This window comes from Gemmatimonadales bacterium (assembly GCA_030697825.1).
Classification (GTDB): domain Bacteria; phylum Gemmatimonadota; class Gemmatimonadetes; order Gemmatimonadales; family JACORV01; genus JACORV01.
This window is the reverse complement of sequence record JAUYOW010000297.1, coordinates 1-19108: the sequence shown is the minus strand read 5'-3', so window position 1 is coordinate 19108 and position 19108 is coordinate 1. Positions and strand designations below refer to the sequence as shown.

Sequence of the window (19108 nt, the reverse complement as noted above, 5' to 3'; positions counted from 1 at the left end):
CGACGCGCCGCGCGCTGGTGCTGGTACTGGGCGCCGCGCTGGCGCTCGCGCTGGCGGCGGCGGGCGCGGCGCTCGCGGCCCGGCTCGGGCTGTTCGGCGTGCTGCGGTGGGGTCCCGCCGCGTTGTGGGCCGGGGCGCTGGCTGGCGCGGTCGTCGTCGGGAGGGTGGCGTGGCGCCTCGTCGCCTCGGACGGAGTGGCGGCGCTGCGTGACACCGCGGCGCTGGTCGAGCGCGAGCTGTCGCTGCGGCGGGGGACTCTCATCGGGGTCGTGGACGTCGCGGCCGGTGCGCCCCCGGGGACCTCCCCTGGACTCGCGGCGAGCGCGGCCGCGCGAATGGAGCGGACGCTGCCTCCTGCCGCCCTCCCGACCTGGGCTCCGGCCACCGCCAGCGGCCTCTCGCGACGGACACGCGCTCTCGGTGCGGGGCTGGCGGTCGCCGTGGTCGCGGCCGGGCTCTCCTTCTGGCTCGCGGGCGACGCTGCGGCGAGCCTCGTCTCGCCGTTCCGCGCCATCAGGGCCGCAGCGCGCGCCCGCGTCACCATCGCGGTCTCGGCACGATCGGTGCGGAAGGGCGGGGAAGTCACGGTCACTGTGCGGTCGGGCGGCGCGCCACGGCCCACGCTCCACGTCCGCGCCACCGGTGAGTCGTGGCGGCTGATCGCTCTCGCCGCGGATCCCGCCGGCGTGGTCAACCACCGCCTGCGCGACATCCGCGCGCCGCTCTTCGTGTACGCCAGCGCCGGCGACGCCGCCTCGGACACGGTGCGCGTCGCCGTGGTAGAGCCGCCGTTCGTCGCCGCGTTCGAGGTGACCGCGCGCTATCCTGCCTATCTTGGCCGGCCGGAAGAAGCCGTCGTCACCGACGCGGGACGGCTCTCGCTCCCCGTGGGCACCGTGCTCGTCATGCGCGGGTCGGCCAGCGCGCCGCTCCGCGAGGCGGCGCTGACCACGGGAAGGGATAGCATCAAGCTGCGCGCCGACGGCGCGGCGTTCGCTGGGGACCTCGTCGTGCGCGGCTCGGCGCTGTGGCGCCTGGCGCTCTTCGACCGCCAGGGCGAGGCGCTGCCGGAGCCGCTTCCTTCCCTCGACGTACGCGCGATCCCCGACAGCGCTCCCATCGTGACGGTGCCCATACCCGGCGCCGACACCACCGCGCCCCTCGACCTCAAGCCACCCGTGGTGGTGGATGCGCGCGACGATCACGGCCTGGGTCGGGTCGAGATCGTGAGCTGGCGAGTGAGCCGGCTGGGTACGGTGGGTGACACGGTGGTGGATTCGCTGGCCGGGGTGGGCGGCGCTGATCGGGTCGTGCTCAGCCAGCTCCTCGATCTCACCAACCGGAACCTGCTCCCCGGCGACACGCTGCGGTTCTTCGTCCGCGCCGCCGACCGCGCGCCCATTCCTCACGTGGGCCGCAGCCGGGAGTTCGCGTTGCGCCTGCGCACGCTCGCCGAGCTGCGCGAGGCGGTGCGCGCCGGCGCCGACCGTCTGGCGAGCGAGGCGGCCGCCATCGCGGCGGACCAGGGCCAGCTCTCCCGGCAGACGGAGGACCTCGCCGCGCAGCGCAACCGCAGCGCCGACCGTCCCCAGGGTCGCCCCGATCCGCGCGAGAACCCCGGTGGTACGCGGCCCGAGTCGGCGCCCGGCACGGTGCCCTTCGAGCAGGCCGAAGAGTCGCGCCGCATCGCGGACCGGCAGCAGGAGCTGGCCCAGCGGGCCGAGTCGATGCGGCAGGAGCTGCAGCGCCTGGCCCGCGCGGCGGAGGAGGCGGGCCTCAACGATCCCGCCTGGCAGCAGCGGCTGCGCGAACTCGAGGAGTTGATGCGCCAGGCGATCACGCCGGAGCTGGCACAGCGTCTCGAGGAATTGCGGCGCGCGCTGGAGCGGCTGGATCCGCGCGCCGTCCAAGATGCCCTGAGGCGGCTCTCGCAGGAGCAGCAGCGGGTGCGCGAGGAGCTGGAGCGGAGCGCTGAGCTGTTCGAGCGCGCGGCGCTCGAGGGCTCGATGCAGACCTACGCGCAGAACGCCGAGAACCTGCGCCGGGCCGAGCAGCAGTGGACCGAGCGCGCCCAAAGCCGGCGTGACAGCACGGCGGCGGCGGCGGATCAGGAGCGCATCCGGGCGGAGACCGACTCGCTCCGGCGCGGCCTGGAGCAGCTCGCGGAGCGGATGCGCCGGCGAGGTGATACTGCGTCGGCGCGCGGCGTGCAGAGCTCGGACTCGCAAGTCTCGCGGGCGGAGCAGGCGATGACCCAGGCCGCGCAGGCCATGCAGCAAGGCGAGCGGAGCGAAGCCGCGCGGCGCGGGCGTGAAGCGTCGGAGAGCCTGCGCGATGTCCCCGACCAGTTACGCCGGCTGCAGCAGCAGATGTCGGCCGCGTGGCGTGCCGAGGTCCTGCGCCGGCTCGCCAACGCGATGAACGAGACCGTCGCCTTGGCGCGTGAGGAGCAGCGGATGGCGCAGCAGCTCCGGCGCGGCGAAGGCGCGGACGACGCGATAGGCCGCCAGTCGGCGGTGGAGCAGGGCGTGGATCAGGTCATCCGGCAGCTCCAGCAGGCCGCGGGCCGCAACGCGCTGGTGGAGCCGCGACTCGGCTCCAGCCTCGGCTTGGCGCGCGAGCAGGTCGGCCAGTCGCGCCAGGCGCTCGAGGGCCCCTCGCCCAGCGCGGGGGACGCCGCCGAGCGCGCCGAAGCCGCGGCGCAGTCGCTTTCGGCGGCGGCGCTCCGGATGATGCGCAACCGCGACCAGGTGGCGGGCTCGCAATCGGGCTCGGGGCTCGCCGAAGCGCTCCAGCGCATGGCGGAGCTGGCGGGGCAGCAGGGCCAGTTGTCCGATCAGCTCGGCGGGCTCCTGCCGATGCTCGGCTCGGGAGAGGACTTGATCATGCAGCAGCTCCGCTCGCTGGCAGCGCGGCAGCGCGCGATGGCGAACGAGCTGGAGCGGCTCGGCGAGTCGGGTGTGCCCGGCCGTCCGGAGCAGCTCGCGGACGAGGCGCGGCAGCTCGCCGACCGGCTGGATCAGGGACGGCTCGATCGCGCGACGCTCGAGCGGCAGCAGCGGCTGTTCCGTCGCATGCTCGACGCGGGACGCACGCTGCGCAACGAGGACGAGCCGGAAGACCCGGAGCGCAAGAGCGAGACGGCGCGCGAGCGCGCGGCGCGGGCCCCGGGCGCCGGCGCTCCCGGCAGCGCCGCGCTGCGCTATCCCGTTCCGTCTTGGGAAGCGTTGCGCGCGCTCTCGCCGGCCGAGCGCGCCATGGTGCTCGACTATTTCCGGCGGCTCAATGCTCAGCCGCGCTAGCCTCGCCGTTCTCGCGGCATTGGTCGCGCTGGGTGCGCCGCTCCACGCCCAGGAGATCCTCGCCCGCGCTCTCGACCTGGAGCGACAAGGGCGGTTCCAGGAGGCGGTTGTTGCGTTCCGGACGGTGCTCGCCCGCGAGCCGGCCAGTCCCGCGGCCCTGCTGGGCGCCGAGCGCGCCTACATGGTGCTGGGGCAGCGCGACTCTATAGTGGCCATGGTGCAGCGGGCGCTGGCGCTCGATTCGGCCAACGCCACCGCTCACACCATCGAGCTCAGAACCGCCCGCGCGATGGGTGGTGATGCGCTGGCCGCCGAAGCCCTCGCGCGCTGGATGGCGGCGGCGCCGCGAAGCGAGGCGCCGTACCGCGAATGGGTGCGGGCGATGATCGCGGCGGGCCGGGTGGACGAGGCGCGCGAGGCGGTGGGCCTCGCGCGCGAGCGGCTGGGCGACCCCGAGCGGCTCCGGCCGGAGATGGCCCAGGTCGAGGTCGCGGCCGGCAACTGGGTCCTCGCGGCCGCCGAGTGGCGCAGCGCAGTGGAGCGGCAGTCGGGCCTCCTCGGCGCGGCCACTTTCTCGCTTCAGGCCGCCCCGCCTGGCGCGCGCGACCGTCTGCTGCGCACGTTGACCGAAGGGGACTCCACCAACGCGGCACGGCGGGTTGCCGCCGAGTTGCTGCTGGGCTGGAACGAGCCGGTGCGCGCGTGGGCGATGTTGCGCGGCGCGTTGCCTGGTGCCCAGGAGCAGCGCAGTGCGGCGCTGCGCTCCTTCGCCGACCGGGCGAGCGCGCAGGAAGGGCGCGAGGCGCAGCGCGTCGCCGCCGAAGCTCTCGAGACGCTGGCGGCGACCGCGGGACCACAGGATGCCGCGCACCTTCGCGTGGAGAGCGCTCGCGCCTATGCGGCGGCGGGAGACGGGGCGTCCGCCCGGCGCGTCCTGCGCGCGATGGCCGACGATCCGGCGGCGCCGGGTGGCGCCGCCGGCACGGCGACGGCGACGCTGGTCGAGTTGTACCTGCGCGAGGGGAACCCGTCGGAGGCATCGCGGCTGCTCCAGCAGGCGCGCAACCGGCTACCGGGCGGGGAGGCGGAGCGCCTCTGGCAACTGGTGGCGCGGTCGTGGATACGGAGCGGCGATCTGGACCGCGCGGAAGCGTCCGTCGCGGCCGACTCCTCCCTGGCCGGCGACGAGGTCCGGGGATGGATCGCGCTCTACCGCGGCGACCTCGGGCGGGCGCGCGCTCTCCTCCGCACCGGCGTGCGTCCCTCCGAGCGCGAGAGCGCTGCGGAGCGGGCCGCGATGGCGGCGCTGCTCCAGGCCGTGGAGATCGACTCGCTTCCGGCGCTCGGCGCGGCGCTGCTGATGGCCGAGCGGGGCGACACGCTCGGCGCGTCGCGCGCGCTGGTCGCGCTGGCGCGCTCCGGGCTCACGGGTGAGGCCGAGGTCCTGCTCCTCGCCGCGCGCTGCGCGGAGCTGGCGCGTGACCCGTCGGTGGCGCGGGCGATCTGGGAGGACCTCGCTGAACGCCACGCCGAGTCGAGCGCGGCGCCCGCGGCGCTCCTCGGGCTGGCCCGCGCCGCCGCGGCCCGCGGCGACGTTCCCGGGGCGGTGGCCCGGCTGGAGACGCTGATCCTGAACTATCCCGAGAGCGCACTCGCTCCCGAAGCCAGGCGCGAGCTGAACCGGGCGCGCGGACTGGTGCCGCGGTCATGAAGCGTCGCGACTTCCTCGGCGCGCTGGCGCTCCTCAGCGGGCACCGCCGCACCGGCGCACCGCCGCATAGGGAGCCTGGAGGTGACTGTGCGGCGGTGCGGCCGTGCGGCCGGGCGGATTCCTTGCTCATCCCCATGGACGACGCCCAGACCAACCACCTCAAGGCCTACGGCATCGCGTTCCGCGCCATCGAGCGCGACGGTCGCTCGGAGTGGCTGCTCAACTACCGGGGCGGCTCGTTCCTGCTACCCGACGACTCGGTGGCGCGCCGCGCGGCGGCGCTGGCGGGGGTGCTGGTCGAGCCGGTCTCGCCGGTTGACGTGGTGGGCATCCGGGGTACGATCGAGCAGAACAACATGGATGCCCTCCCGCTGGAACGGGTGCCGCGGGTCGCGATCTACACGCCGCCCAACGCTCCTCCGTGGGACGACGCGGTCACCATGGCGCTCCGGTACGCCGAGATCCCTTTCACCACGGTCTGGGACCCCGAGGTGGTCGGCGGGCGGCTGCGCGACTTCGACTGGCTGCACCTGCACCACGAGGACTTCACCGGGCAGTACTCGAAGTTCTACCTGAACTACGCCGGCTCGTCGTGGCTGTCCGACATGGTCCAGCGCAACCAGGCAGCCGCGCGGCAGCTGGGTTTCCAGACGGTGCCCGGGCTCAAGAAGGCGGTCGCGCAGCGCATCCGCGATTTCACGGCGAACGGCGGCTTCCTCTTCGCCATGTGCACCGCCACCGAGACGCTGGAGCTGGCACTCGCCGCGCACGACGTGGACATCGCGGCCCAGTTCGCGGACGGGACCCCGATGGCGCCGGACGCCGGCGAGCGGATGGATTGGTCCCGGGCGCTGGCGTGCCAGGGCGCGCGGCTGGAAGGGTCGCCGGGCATCCCCGCGTTCTCGGACATAGACGGACACCAGGTCAACAACCCGGGCAGGCGCCAGCCGTTAGGCGCGTTCGAGCTGTTCAACTTCAGCGCCAAGATAGACCCGGTGCCTTCGATGCTGGTGCAGTGCCACCGCCAGGTGATCCCCGATTTCTATGGGCTCACCACCAGCTTCACCCGCCGCACCCTGAAGCCGGCGGACATCGTCCTCGCCGAGGAGCCCGGGGCGCCGTGGGTGAAGTACATCCACGGCGACGTGGGGCGCGGAACGTGGACCTACCTGGGGGGGCACGATCCCGAGGACCCGCAGCACCAGATCGGCGACACGCCGACCGACCTGTCGCTGCATCCCACCTCGCCCGGCTATCGGCTCATCCTGAACAACGTGCTCTTCCCGGCTGCCCGGAAGCGCGAACTCAAGACGTGAGCGCCCGGCTCACCCCCGCCGCGCGCGACAGCATCGCGCGCGCCATCAGTGAGGCGGGGGGTAACGAGGTCTCGTTCGTCGCCGACGTCGGAGCGGACGGGGAGATCGCGCGCGTCGAGGTCGTGGCGCGCGGCACGGTGGACGCGGTGCTGGCCCTCCCCGGCGTCGCGTCGAAGGGCCAGATGCTCCTCCACAACCACCCGTCCGGACGCCTCGAGCCCTCCAACGCCGATCTAGACGTGGCGGTCCGCCTGCACGACGGCGGCGTCGGCTTCGGGATCGTGGACAACTCCGCCAGCGACCTGTACGTCGTGGTGGAGGTGCCGCGCCCGCGCGCCATCAAGACGATCGACTCCGTCGCCACCGCGCACCTGCTCGCGCCCCAGGGAGACGTGGCGCGCTCGCTCCGCCTGCACGAGGACCGTCCGTCGCAGCGCGACATGGCGTCCCACGTCGCCGACACCTACAACGACGGCGGGGTGGCGCTGCTCGAGGCGGGGACCGGCATCGGCAAGTCGTTCGCGTACCTGACCCCGGCCATCGTCTGGGCGCTGGAGAACGACGAGCGCACTGTCGTCTCCACCAACACCATCAATCTCCAGGAGCAGCTGGTCGGGAAGGACCTGCCGCTCCTCGCGCGGGCGCTGGGCACCGAAGGGCGGCCGGTGCGCTTCGCGCTCCTCAAGGGTTGGCGCAACTATCTCTGCCTGGCGCGGCTGCAACAGGCGCGCGCCGGCCTCGGCACCTTGCTCGAGCCCGAGCGGCGCGACGAGCTGGACGCGATCCATTCGTGGGCCGGTGCCACCCTGGACGGCAGCCGGTCCGACCTGGCCTTCACGCCGAGCATCGAGGTGTGGGACGAGGTCGCCGCGGAGTCCGATCTCTGCACCCGGCTCCGCTGCCCGCACTTCGACCAGTGCTTCGTCTTCGAGGCGCGGCGGCGCGCTGCGGACGCCGACATCGTGGTCGTCAATCACCACCTCTTGGCGAGCGACCTCGCGGTGCGGCGCGCCCAGGGCAACTGGGACGACGCGGCCGTGCTGCCGCCCTACCGGCGGCTGGTGCTGGACGAAGGCCATCACCTGGAGGACACCGCGGCGGAGCACCTCGGCAAGCGGGCGACGAGCCGGGGCGTGGAGCGGTTGCTGTCGCGGCTGGAGCGAAACACGCGGGGGGTGCTCCCGGCGTTACGAGTGGCGCTGGCCGCGGAAGCGACCGAAGTGACGGGGCCCGCGGCGCTGACCCACCTCGCGACGCAGGTGGCCCCGGCGCTGGCCGAGGCGCGACGATCTGCCGACGCGCTCTTCCGGGTGCTCGAGGGCTACATCGCCGGAAGGCCCGACAACGTGCAGCGGCTCGACGATGCGTTCGCCGAAGACCCCATCTGGCGGGACGGGCTCGACGTCGCGCTGGAGGCGTTCGGGTATTCGGCCGGCACGCTGCGCGAGACGCTGGTGAGCCTCATCGAGCAGATCACGCGGGACGAGGACGAGCTTTCGGAGCGGCTGGCGTCGCTGCTGGCCGAGGTGCGCGGGATAGCGGGCCGGATCGATGCGGCGCGGGACGCCGTCACCGCCGCGCTTCGGCCGCCTCCCGGCCAGCCGCCCACGGTGCGCTGGATCGAGCGCCGAGGCGGCACGCACGTAGCGCTTGCGACCGCGCCACTCGAGCTGGCGCCGCTCCTCAAGGAGCTGGTGTTCGACCGGGTGGAGACGGTCATTGTGACCAGCGCGACGCTGGCCGCGGGCGGGAGCTTCGACTTCCTCTCGCACCGGCTAGGCCTCGACCTCTCGCCGGTGCGGCCGGGCGCGCAGGAGATCCTGGCGTCGCCGTTCAACTATTTCGACCAGTGCCTCTTCGCCATCCCCGACGACATGCCCGATCCCGCACCGGGCGGGGAGCTGCACGACGCGCGAACGGCGGAGATCGTGGCGGAGCTTGCCGAGACATCGGACGGCGGGCTCTTCGTCCTGTTCACGAGTCATCGATCGTTGAGGCGTGTGGCCGCCGCGCTTCAGAAGCGTCAGGAGGTGGCGGGACGATGGCCGCTGCTGGTGCAGGGCGACACTCCGCGCGACCTGCTGCTGCGCCGCTTCCGCGATGCGGGCTCAGCGATCCTGTTAGGCACCGACTCGTTCTGGGAGGGAGTGGACGTGCCGGGAATGGCGCTGCGCGCTCTCCTGCTCGCCAAGCTCCCGTTCCGCGTGCCGACGGAGCCTCTAACCGCGGCGCGGCTCGAGGCGATAGAGGCTCAGGGTGGCGATCCATTCAACGACTACCTCGTCCCGCTGGCCGGACTCAAGCTCAAGCAAGGGTTTGGCCGGCTGATCCGCGCGAGGACGGACGTGGGGGTAGTGGTGTTGCTGGATCCGCGGGTGCTGCGGAAGCGGTACGGCGCCGCGCTGCTGGCCGGTTTGCCGCCGGCCGAGCGGGTGGTTGGGGGGTGGGATGTGGTGAGGGAAAGGATCGGGGAATTCTTCTCCGTGCACGGGATAGGCGTGATGGGTGATGGGGATGACTAGCCGTCGGGACACTACCCCGCAGGATGGCGTCTGGTCTGTTGAGCTTCGGATCGCTATATGTTGTCGTGCCGACGCAGATCCACGACTACCTCCGGATCCGTAATGAGGCGCGACCTGACGTTGCGGCCGCAACCTGCCCGTCATCGGGCCGGGGCTCACGCTCAAGCGGTGACTCTCCCTGGAGGCCGGCGCGCGAGGAACTTGCCCATCGTCCCTAGGCGGCCACGTGCTGGCGATTACTGAGCTGGACGTGACCCTCACGGATTACGCCGTGGCGGTGGAGTGCGCGGTGTTCACCTTCCTGCTGCGGGACCGCGATCCTCGCGACCACCGGCCGCTTCGGGCTTGGTGCGCGCTTTTCTTCGCCTCGGTAGGCGCGGCCGCGCTGATCGGTGGAACCGTCCACGGGTTTTTCGTCGACCCGCGGACGAGGGGCTACGCCATTCTGTGGCCCGCCGCTCTGGTCTCCATTGGCGTCACCGCGTGGGCGACGTGGATGATCGGCGCGGGCATTCGATTTTCCGCGGGAGTTGCGCGCCGTATCGGTGCCGCCGCCGCCGCTCAGTTTGCCGGCTACTGCGTCGTCGTCCTGTTCGTGACGCAGGCGTTCGGGGCCGCCATCGCCAACTACTTGCCGGCCGCGGTCTTCCTGCTGGTCGTGCTCGCCCTCCACTACCGGCGGGCGCGGGAGCGCCCCGTGCTGATGGCGCTGGCAGGGCTGGGGCTTACCTTCATCGCCGCCGGCGTGCAGCAGGGCGGCATCGCGCTCCATCCGGTGTACTTCAACCACAACGCGCTCTACCACCTCATCCAAGCGGCTGCACTGCTCATGCTCTTCCTGGGCTTGCGATGGATCGTGGCGCGCAGAGCGGTTGAGTGAGGTGACCATGCTCACCCGACGGGAGTTCCTCGAGGTCGGCACCAAGGCGGGAGTGGTGGCGTCGGGCTGGCCCTGGCGCCGGGACTGGCCGCAGGCCGGTGCCACGGTCAACGACATCCACTCGCAGCTCAATCCCACCCACGTCCACCGGGTGGTGCGGGTGGACTCCCATGAAGCGGTCCGCGCCGCGGTCCGCGCCGCGCGGGCCGAGCGGCGTGGGCTCAGCATCGCCGGGGGAAGGCACTCGATGGGTGGTCAGCAGTTCGGGACCGGCACCATCCTCCTTGATACCAGGCCGATGAACCGAATCCTGAACCTCGACCAGGCGAATGGCGTGCTCGAAGTCGAGGCCGGCATCCAATGGCCCGAGTTGATCGATGGGTACCTCCGTCTCCAGCAGGGCCGGCCTCAGCAATGGGGAATAGCGCAGAAACAGACCGGGGCAGACCGCCTGAGCGTCGGAGGCGCACTGGCCTCGAACGTTCATGGCAGAGGGCTGCGGATGAAGCCATTCGTCGGGGACGTGGAGTCCTTCCGGCTGGTCGGCGCGGACGGCGTCGTCCGCACTTGCAGTCGGTCCGAGAATGCCGAGCTGTTCCGGCTCGTCATCGGCGGCTACGGCCTGTTCGGTGTCGTCTACTCGGCGAGATTGCGCCTCACCCCGCGCCGGAAAGTCGAGCGCGTCGTCGAAGTTCGCGGCGTCGACGATCTCTCGGCCGCCTTCGAGCAGCGGATCGCCGATGGATACCTATACGGAGACTTCCAGTTCGAAACGGACGACACGTCCGACACGTTCCTGACCCGCGGCGTCTTCGCCTGCTATCGGCCGGTCGATCCCTCCACGCCGATCCCCCCATCGCAGGCTGCGCTCTCCGCCGATGACTGGATCGGCCTCCTCTACCTGGCCCACGCGGACAAGGCGGCGGCATTCCGGAGGTACTCGCAGCACTACCTATCGACCTCGGGCCAGATCTACTGGACCGATACCAATCAGCTCGGCTACTACGCGGAGGAGTACCATCTGGCACTGGACCGCCGCCTCGGCGCCTCCGTGCCCGCCACGGAGATGATCACGGAGCTCTACGTTCCGCGTGGCGATCTCGCGGCGTTTCTGAGAGAGGCGGCGCAGGAGCTCAGGCGCAGCGCAGCACCGGTAATCTATGGGACCATCCGGCTCATCGAGCGCGACGACGAAACCTTCCTGCCGTGGGCCAAGGACCGCTTTGCCTGCATCGTGCTCAACCTCCACGTCGATCACAGCAGCCAGGGCCTGGAGAGGTCGCAGCGGGCATTCCGCGGACTCATCGACCTCGCCCGCGGTAAGGGTGGGAGCTACTTCCTCACCTACCACCGCTGGGCCACTCGCGAGCAGCTGGAGGCCTGCTATCCGCAGTTCCGCGAATTCCTGCGCCTCAAGCGGCAGTACGATCCTGAGGGAGTGTTCCAGAGCGACTGGTACCGCCACTATGAGGCGATGTTCGGCGGCCGATGACCGCCGCCATGCTCCCGGGAACACAGGGCTGGAACTACCGGGAACGGTTCCAGAGCGACTGATACCGGCATTACACACGGGCATGCTCGATGACGTCTGAACCATCGCGCCCGCTCGTGACAGCGGCTACTTCCTGAACACCAGGAGACGGTAGTGTCCCGTCGGTACGCACCGGTCCTCTGGACGTTGCTCGCGTTGTTCTGCCTGCGCGTGCTCGGCCAGGTCCTGGTCGTGTTCTTCAACGTGCGGTGGCTGCCGCCAATGAAGGAGTGGTACTCGGGACTCCTCCCGTACCCGCTCCTCCTCCCAGCCCAAATCCTCATCATCGCGCTGTTCGCGAAGATCTGCACCGACTTCTCGCGAGGCCGCGGATTCTTCGTCGAGCCGCGGCCGTTCTTCGCCCGCTACGTCCTCGGCTTCGGCTACGGGTACCTCGCGGTGATGGTCCTGCGGTATCCGATGCGCATGTATCTCCACCCCGAGGCGCGATGGTTCGGCCAGGCGATCCCGATCTTCTTTCACTGGATCCTGGCGACGCACATCATCCTCGTCGGGCGCTACCATCGCGCTCGGCTCGCGGCGGCAGGGACCGCAGCGGCGACCCGCGTAGCGTGACAGACGCGAGCTGCAGCGCCAACTCGGGCACCACCTCGCTCACCGGCCGGTTCCCCTCCGTGATCAGGCGCACGGCCACGAGCTTGAACTCCCGGCTAGACTGCCGCCGCTGCCTCCCGTCCATCGGACATCTCCCAACTCCAAGATGGAGTCTGATCGAGGTGTCCACCAAATCGGGTCTAGTCCAAGGCGCCCCGGCCCGCGGCTCATGGACTAACGGCTTCGAAACGGCCGACGCCTAACGTGGCTTCGGTGGTCACCCGATTGACGGTGGTGGTGGCAGTTCGCACCTTTTGCAGCAGCCCGTTAGCCGGACGCCACACTCGAGCCATGGAAGCCACAGGAGCCAACCGGTCATGAGCCCTGCCGCGGTCGTCGGAGCCGCACTCGCTTTTGGCGTGGGCGCCGCCCACTCCTACCTCGGCGAGCGCTACATCCTCATCCGGCTGTTCCGGCGCCCCGACCTGCCGCATCTCTTCGGCAGCGACCTGTTCACCAGGCGCACGCTGCGCTTCGCGTGGCACCTCACCACGCTCGCTTGGTGGGGATTCGCCGTCCTTCTGCTTCTTCTCGCACGAGGTGCCTCGGTCGCAGCCGTTGGCTCCGCGATCGCCGGGACGTTCTTGGCGACCGCTCTACTCACGTTTCTCGGCTCCCGCGGCCGGCACCTCGCCTGGCCCGTATTCCTGGCAATCGGGGTCGCTGCCTGGTATGCCACGCGCTGAGGCGCCGAGGTGTGAACAGCCGGGCAGATAGGTAACCCCCGGATGTCACAATACACCGCCTCGCCTGCTCCCTTGTCAGAGCTGGCGGTACCATGCGAATGCACATCTGACGAGGGAGGATTTCGTGACTACACGATCCATCAAGCTCGTGGCGATCCTGGCGGCCGCCGCTCTTGGCTGCAACCAGACCGCGAGCGGCCCGGCCTACAACCCGCAGATCCCGACCGACTGGGTCAGCGCGGTGACCAATCCCTACTTCCCGCTCGGGCCTGGAACGACCTACCAGTACCAAGGCCAGACGACCGCGGGACTCGAGACGAATACGGTCGAAGTCCTCACCGGAATCCGGCTGGTGAACGGTGTCGCGGCCACGATCGTGCACGATCGGGTATTCCTCAACGGATCGCTGATCGAGGACACCTACGACTGGTACGCGCAGGATGGCGTCGGCAACGTCTGGTATCTTGGCGAGGACTCGAAGGAGATCGCGAACGGCCAGGTCGTCAGCACCGAGGGCTCGTGGGAATGGGGGGTCGATGGCGCACTCCCCGGGATCATCATGTGGGGCGATCCCGCGGCCCACATCGGAGAGGAGTACCGGCAGGAGTTCTATGCGGGCGTGGCCGAGGATTGGGCCAAGGTCTTGACCCTCAACCAGAGCGTCGACGTCCCCTACGGAAACCTCACCGGCTGCATCACGACCGAGGACCGGAATGGCCTGGAGCCTGACGAGCCGCGGCAGAACAAGTCCTACTGTCGTCAGATCGGCCTGGCGCTCGAGGTAGTGGTGGGAGGCGGGGAGCGTGTCGAGCTCGTCGCCAGGACGACGCCGTAGCGGCGCAGGGGCCTCCACCCACGGGCGATCAACTGACCCTGGTGCCCAACATTGCGGCGCCCGGCCGTAGCCGCGCACATTTCGGGAGCCGCCACCGGGAGGACGCGTGTCGATCAGGCCGGTCAATCGCATCATCGAAGCGCAGCCCACCATTGAAGGCGCCGGAGTGCGGCTCCGTCGCGCGTTCGGCTTCGGCAACACCGGCGATTTCGATCCGTTCCTCCTGTTCGACGACTTCCGCAACGAGCGTCCCCAGGACTACATCGCGGGCTTCCCGTGGCACCCGCATCGCGGCATCGAGACCATCACCTACGTTCTGACGGGGACGGTGCGCCACGGCGACAGCCTCGGCAACAAGGGCGCGCTGGGTTCGGGTGACGTGCAATGGATGACGGCCGGTCGTGGGATCATGCATCAGGAGATGCCCCAGGGCGACGCGCAGGGGCGGATGCACGGGTTCCAGCTGTGGGCGAACCTCCCTGCGGCTCTCAAGATGAGCCCGCCGCGCTACCAGGACGTCGTCTCCGGCGACATCCCGGAGGTGACCGACGACGACGGCACCCGGGTTCGGGTCGTCTGCGGGAGTTTCTGGGGCAAGACCGGTCCGGTGGACGGAATCGCGGCCGATCCGCACTATCTCGATGTGTGGGTGCCGCCGGGCCGCCGCAAGACCCTGCCGGTCGAGACGTCCCGGCACGCCTTTGCCTACGTGTTCGAGGGCGGCGGCCGGTTCCGGGATGCCTCAGAGCCCCAGGAGGTCCAGACCGATCGCGTGGGAACTGCCGCCGCCGGGCCCGAGGAGGAGACCGGCAACCGGTCGCTCGTGCTCTTCGGCAGCGGTGATGAGGTGACGGTCCAGGCCGGGGAGGCGGGCGTCCGGTTCCTGATGGTCTCGGGGAAGCCCATCGAGGAGCCGGTGGCCTGGTACGGCCCGATCGTGATGAATACCCAGGAGCAGCTTCGGCAGGCCTACGCCGAGCTGCAGGACGGCACGTTCATCAGCCCGGCTGAAGCGCGGCCGTAGGTTGCCACCAATACAGAGCGTGATGCCAAGACCGGGGAAGATCGTCTGCGTGGGGCGCAATTACGCCGAGCACGCGAGGGAGCTGGGGAATCCGGTGCCGGAACGGCCGCTGCTGTTCCTCAAGCCGCCTTCCGCGGTGATCGGCCACGGCGAGGCGATAGTGATCCCGCCCGAATCGCGGCAGGTGGAGCATGAGGCGGAGATCGGCGTGGTGCTGGGCCGGTCCCTTCGCCGCGCCGACGAAGCGACCGCGCGCGCGGCCATCGCCGGGATCACCTGCGTCAACGACGTCACGGCGCGCGACCTCCAGAAGACGGACGGCCAGTGGACCCGCGCCAAGGGCTTCGACACCTTCTGTCCGATGGGTCCCCGCGTGATGCCCATCGACCCCGCGACCTTCGACCTCACGACCCTCGAAGTGATCTGCCGGGTGAACGGTGTGGCCCGCCAGCACGGCCGCGCCGCGGACATGGTCTTCAGCATCCCGGTGCTGCTCGCCTACATCTCGCAGGCCATGACGCTGGAGCCGGGCGACCTGGTGGTGACGGGCACGCCGGAAGGGGTCGGGCCGCTGGTGGCGGGTGACGTGGTGGAGGTGGAAGTGCCGGGCGTGGGGGTGCTGCGCAATCCCGTGAGGAGCTAGGCGCTTCGACCGGGCTGTCGTAGCAAACGGTGCGCCGATGTACCTTTCCCGGCAGGCCGGGGTAGCACGCCAGGGCCCTTCCCAGAGGAGAAACGCGTCTCTTGAAGCCACGAATCGCCGCGCGCGTCCAGCAGCTCCCCGGGTATCCTCTCGCGGACATCAGCCGCCGGAAGCGCGAGTTGATCGCGGCCGGCGTGGACCCGATCGACCTCGGCGCCGGTGACGCGGATTTCCCGCCGCCCGCCGTGGCGGTCGAGTCGCTGCGGCGCGCCCTCGACGATCCGGCCATGAGCCGCTACGGCTTCCAGCTCGGCCTGCCCGCGTTCCGCGAGGCCATAGTCCGTTATCACCGCCGCCGATTCCACACCGAGTTCGATCCAATCACGGAAGTGCTGCCGCTCATCGGCTCCAAGGAAGGCCTCGCGCACTTCGCGCAGGCGGTCTCCGGCCCCGGCGACATCGCGATCGTGCCGGAGCCCGGCTACCAGTGCTACATCGGCGGCGCGATCTGCTCCGGCGCGGAGCCGCGCATCTATCCCCTCACGCCGCGCACCGACTTCCTGGTGGAGCTGGGCGAGCTGCCCGCGGACGTCCTCGCGCGGGCCCGCGTGGTGTTCCTCAACTACCCGAACAACCCGACCGCCGCGGTAGCGCCGCGCGACTACCTGGAGCGCACCGTGGCCGTCTGTCGGGAGCACGGCATCGCGCTCGCCTACGACAACCCCTACGTCGAGATCACGTTCGACGGCTACGTGGCGCCGAGCATCTTCGAGATCGAAGGAGCGCGGGAGGTCGCGATCGAGTTCCACTCCTGCTCCAAGTCGTTCGCGATGACCGGCTGGCGGCTCGGTTGGGCGGTGGGGAACCGCGAGCTGATAGCGGCGCTCAGCAAGATCAAGTCGTACCACGACACCGGCGCCTTCCTCGCCGTACAGCGGGCCGGCGCGGATGTGCTGGACCACTCGGAGGCGATCATCAAGCCGGCGGTCGAGCGGTTCCGCTCGCGGCGGGACGTCGCGGTCGAGTCGTTCCGGCGCGCGGGCTTCGAGGTGGGTGCGCCCCGGGCCACGATGTATCTGTGGATCCCGCTGCCGGAGGGAATCGCGTCCGCGGGCTTCTCCCGCGCGGCCATGGACGGCGAAGGCGTCATCACGCTGCCGGGCAGTGCGTTCGGCCCGTCGGCAGAGGGCTACTTCCGGGTGGCGCTGACGGTGAGCGAGGAGCGACTCGAGGAGGCGGCGGAGCGCATGGGCCGGGTGCTTGCTCGGGCGTAGGCGCTTCGTCCTCCCGCTCGGGCGCCGCGTGGCGCCGCGGTGGCTCGGTGCCTCCGTGCTGGCGCACGTCGTGCTGCTCGGAGTGTTCGAGCTGACCAACGGTCCCTGGCACCCGCGCGTGCCGCAACGCACCCTGGCGTACCTGCTCGATCTTCAGGGACCAGCCCCGCAACCCGACACTTCGCATCGGTCGTACGCACCGCCACGCGCGGCGCGGCGCGGCACGGTGCTCTCCCTTGCCCGGCCGGTCGCACCCCCGCGCGATACCGCTCCCGGCGACCCCGAAGGTATCGCTACCGGAGACCCCGCCTCCCCGAGCCCAGTCGGTCGCCCGGGAGTTAGTGGACTCGCGCTGCTCTCGCCCCGGTACGCGGACGAACGTCTCTGGGTGCGCCCACTCATCATTCCCGAGGACGGCGGCCGTCCCATCAGCCTCGACTCGGTGACGCGCGCCTGGTTCCGGGTGATGGCCGACTCGATGGATCGCCACCCGGAGCTGAACCCCAACTACAACCCCTACGCCCCGCGCCCGTGGACGTTCGAGCGCAACGGCCGCACCTACGGCATCGACGCGGCGGGTCTCCACCTCGGCAGCTTCACGATCCCCTCGGCGTTGCTGGCGCTCATAGCGTTCCCGCAGGGCAACATCGACCAAGCGCGCGCCAGCACGGCGCTGATGGCGATGCGGGCGGAAATGATGCGCGCCGCGGCCCGGGCGCAGACCGAGGAGGACTTCCGGCGCGCGGTCCGCGGGATCCGCGAGCGGAACGACCGGGAGCGGCGCGAGCGCCGGGAGCGGGACGCGAACCGGCCCCGGGCGACGCCGTGACGCCTAACGGCCAACGGCCAACGGCCGTCCCCCAACGGCCAACGGCCAACGGCTTCGGTTCATGAAGCTCATCGATACCGACGATACCGTGCTCATCGTCACGGGAAGTGACATCCCCGCCGAGATGAACGACCGGCCGGTCGCCTACCGGCTGAAGGCGGAGATCGACCGCCTGGGGCAGGGGAAGAGCTTCCGTGGGGCGGTGGTGGTCTCGGACCGATGGTACGCGGACAACCGCATCTTCCATCTCTGCCCGACGCTGGTGGTGGGCGGCCCCGGAGTGAACGCGGTGGCCGCGGCCCTGGTGAACGAGCTTCCGATGCTGTTGAAGCGCCAGGACAGGGTATTCGTGCAGGGAGCCTGGGACGGCGAGACGAAGCGGGCGAGCTTGTGGGGCCTGGACCGATTCGCTACCGCGATGGCCGTCGATGCTTTCCTTCAGGAGGGATTCTGCGCGGAGTTCCTGCACCGGGTCTGGAAGAACTAGCTACGGGCAGGTGAATGGCGCCGGCGCCGCGCCCGCCGGCGGGATCGGCGGCTCACCGCGGAACGCGCGCAGGATGTTGACCGCAGCCGCCCTGAATCTCGCCTCGGCATCGGCCAGCGGACCGTCACACGGGTCGGTTAACCGCGCGGCGTGGAAGCCGCCTTCCAGCCCGGCGAACGTCACCTTGAGGTCCGGCCCGATCACCGCGAACCGCGGTTCCCATCCCACCGACGTCAGTACGAATCGGTTGGGCGGCGCCGCGAGCATCGGCACGCCGTCCGAGTAGCTTGCGGGAGGGTGCCTGTCGCCCAGTAGCGAGAGCAGCGTGGGCAGCACGTCCACGTGGCTCGTCGGTTCGTCCCGGCGCGCGGGCGCCACCGCGGAGTCGAGCAACACCATCGGGACGTGAACCTGTTGCTCGGTCACGTCCGAGCCGTGCCCCACATGCCCCTGCTCGCGGAACTCCTCGCCGTGGTCCCCCGTGACGATGACCAGCGGCCGCCGGCCACGCCGCGCCTCGAACCACTCCAGGAACTCGTCGAGCTTCCAGTCCACCTCATAGGCGGAGTTCCGCGCTCGGCGCTCGAGCAGCTCCGGCGCCACGCGCGTCGCCTCGATGCTTCCTCCGCCGTCCCAGTACGGGTCGAAGCGCGCCGAGCGCTCCGGGAAGTAATAGTTGAAGTGCGTCCCGTCGAAGAACAGGAAGAGGAAGACGGGCTGGCCGGCAGTGCGCTCGACGAAGCGGCGCGCGCTGGCCAGCATGGCCGCGTCGCGCTCGTCGCGGTCGCCCCTGAAGTCGGACTCCAGATCGTTCTGCACCGCGCCGAAGACCGTCTGCTTGAGCCCCATCCAGTCCACCGAGGATGCGGCGAGGATGCGCACCGCGTAGCCGTTGGCCTTGACCACGTCGAAGAGCAGCGGTGAGCGCCCGGCGCCCACCACCGCGTCGAGCTTCTGGCTCTGGAGCCCGAAGAACAGGCTGAAGAGCGAGTAGTGGGTCGAGGTCGCCGACGCATAGTGACGGGAGAAGACCGCGCCTCCTTCGGCGCGGCGCGCGAGCCGTGGCATCGTCGCGGTGTCGAGGAAATCGGACCGGAGACTTTCGATCAGCGCGATGACGATGTCCGGCCGGCGGGTGAAGCGGACCGCGCCCGGATCGATCCCTGCGGGGATACGCGCGGCCGTAAGGGCGCCCGCCGCGCCGACCAGGGGGTCGGCCATCCGCGGCCGCCCGGTGAGGCGCGAGAGCAGCTTGTTCATCCGGAGCGGCGCCTGGAGCGGCAGCACGCCGCCGGCCGCGAAGATCGCGGGCCCGCCGAAGAAGGTCATCGTCGCGACGGCGACGCGCTCGCCCAGCGCGAGCGCGATGACGAGCAGCACCCAGACCCAGGTAGCCCGTGGAGCTTCGAAGCGCATGACAAAGCGCCGTCCCACCAGGACCTCGGCGATGATC

Annotated in this window: 15 protein-coding genes; 14 read left to right on the top strand and 1 reads right to left on the bottom strand. The window is 70.7% G+C overall.

The window, feature by feature from the left end; translation table 11 throughout:
* From Q8Q85_14680 to Q8Q85_14615, 14 genes are all read left to right on the top strand, one after another.
* A partial coding sequence (locus Q8Q85_14680; GenBank protein ID MDP3775502.1) for a hypothetical protein occupies positions 1–3302 on the top strand: 3302 nt, incomplete at its 5' end.
* Entirely contained in the window at positions 3286–5013 is a 1728-nt protein-coding gene (locus Q8Q85_14675) for a hypothetical protein (GenBank protein MDP3775501.1), read from the top strand. The genes Q8Q85_14680 and Q8Q85_14675, both read left to right, overlap by 17 nt.
* On the top strand, positions 5010–6329 hold the full coding sequence (locus Q8Q85_14670) for a hypothetical protein (GenBank protein MDP3775500.1): 1320 nt from the start codon (positions 5010–5012) through the stop codon (positions 6327–6329). Before Q8Q85_14675 ends, Q8Q85_14670 begins: the two co-directional genes overlap by 4 nt.
* Complete coding sequence (locus Q8Q85_14665) at positions 6326–8851, top strand: helicase C-terminal domain-containing protein (protein ID MDP3775499.1); 2526 nt, start codon at positions 6326–6328, stop codon at positions 8849–8851. Before Q8Q85_14670 ends, Q8Q85_14665 begins: the two co-directional genes overlap by 4 nt.
* A 226-nt stretch (positions 8852–9077) precedes the next feature.
* Entirely contained in the window at positions 9078–9731 is a 654-nt protein-coding gene (locus Q8Q85_14660) for a hypothetical protein (GenBank protein ID MDP3775498.1), read from the top strand.
* 7 nt (positions 9732–9738) lie between these two features.
* Complete coding sequence (locus Q8Q85_14655; GenBank protein ID MDP3775497.1) at positions 9739–11223, top strand: FAD-binding oxidoreductase; 1485 nt, start codon at positions 9739–9741, stop codon at positions 11221–11223.
* Between the two features lie 153 nt (positions 11224–11376).
* The gene (locus Q8Q85_14650; protein MDP3775496.1) at positions 11377–11838 is read left to right on the top strand and encodes a hypothetical protein; all 462 of its coding nucleotides are present in this window, start codon (positions 11377–11379) and stop codon (positions 11836–11838) included.
* Between the two features lie 356 nt (positions 11839–12194).
* Positions 12195–12563: a hypothetical protein gene (locus tag Q8Q85_14645; GenBank protein ID MDP3775495.1), complete on the top strand. Its 369-nt coding sequence runs from the start codon at positions 12195–12197 to the stop codon at positions 12561–12563.
* Positions 12564–12687: 124 nt separating this feature from the next.
* Complete coding sequence (locus Q8Q85_14640; GenBank protein ID MDP3775494.1) at positions 12688–13398, top strand: hypothetical protein; 711 nt, start codon at positions 12688–12690, stop codon at positions 13396–13398.
* Between the two features lie 106 nt (positions 13399–13504).
* Positions 13505–14422, top strand: a complete 918-nt coding sequence (locus tag Q8Q85_14635; GenBank protein ID MDP3775493.1) for a pirin family protein — start codon at positions 13505–13507, stop codon at positions 14420–14422.
* Positions 14423–14444: 22 nt separating this feature from the next.
* Positions 14445–15065 carry a fumarylacetoacetate hydrolase family protein gene (locus tag Q8Q85_14630; GenBank protein MDP3775492.1) on the top strand — a complete coding sequence of 207 codons (621 nt, stop codon included), beginning with the start codon at positions 14445–14447 and terminating at the stop codon, positions 15063–15065.
* A 101-nt stretch (positions 15066–15166) separates the two neighbouring features.
* Complete coding sequence (locus Q8Q85_14625) at positions 15167–16339, top strand: aminotransferase class I/II-fold pyridoxal phosphate-dependent enzyme (GenBank protein MDP3775491.1); 1173 nt, start codon at positions 15167–15169, stop codon at positions 16337–16339.
* 55 nt (positions 16340–16394) lie between these two features.
* Complete coding sequence (locus Q8Q85_14620; GenBank protein ID MDP3775490.1) at positions 16395–17168, top strand: hypothetical protein; 774 nt, start codon at positions 16395–16397, stop codon at positions 17166–17168.
* Between the two features lie 61 nt (positions 17169–17229).
* On the top strand, positions 17230–17655 hold the full coding sequence (locus tag Q8Q85_14615) for a hypothetical protein (GenBank protein ID MDP3775489.1): 426 nt from the start codon (positions 17230–17232) through the stop codon (positions 17653–17655).
* On the opposite strand, the gene Q8Q85_14610 is transcribed toward Q8Q85_14615, so the two are convergent.
* Positions 17656–19108 (bottom strand): sulfatase-like hydrolase/transferase (locus Q8Q85_14610; GenBank protein ID MDP3775488.1); only part of this gene is annotated, 1453 nt, incomplete at its 5' end. It abuts the gene before it with no gap.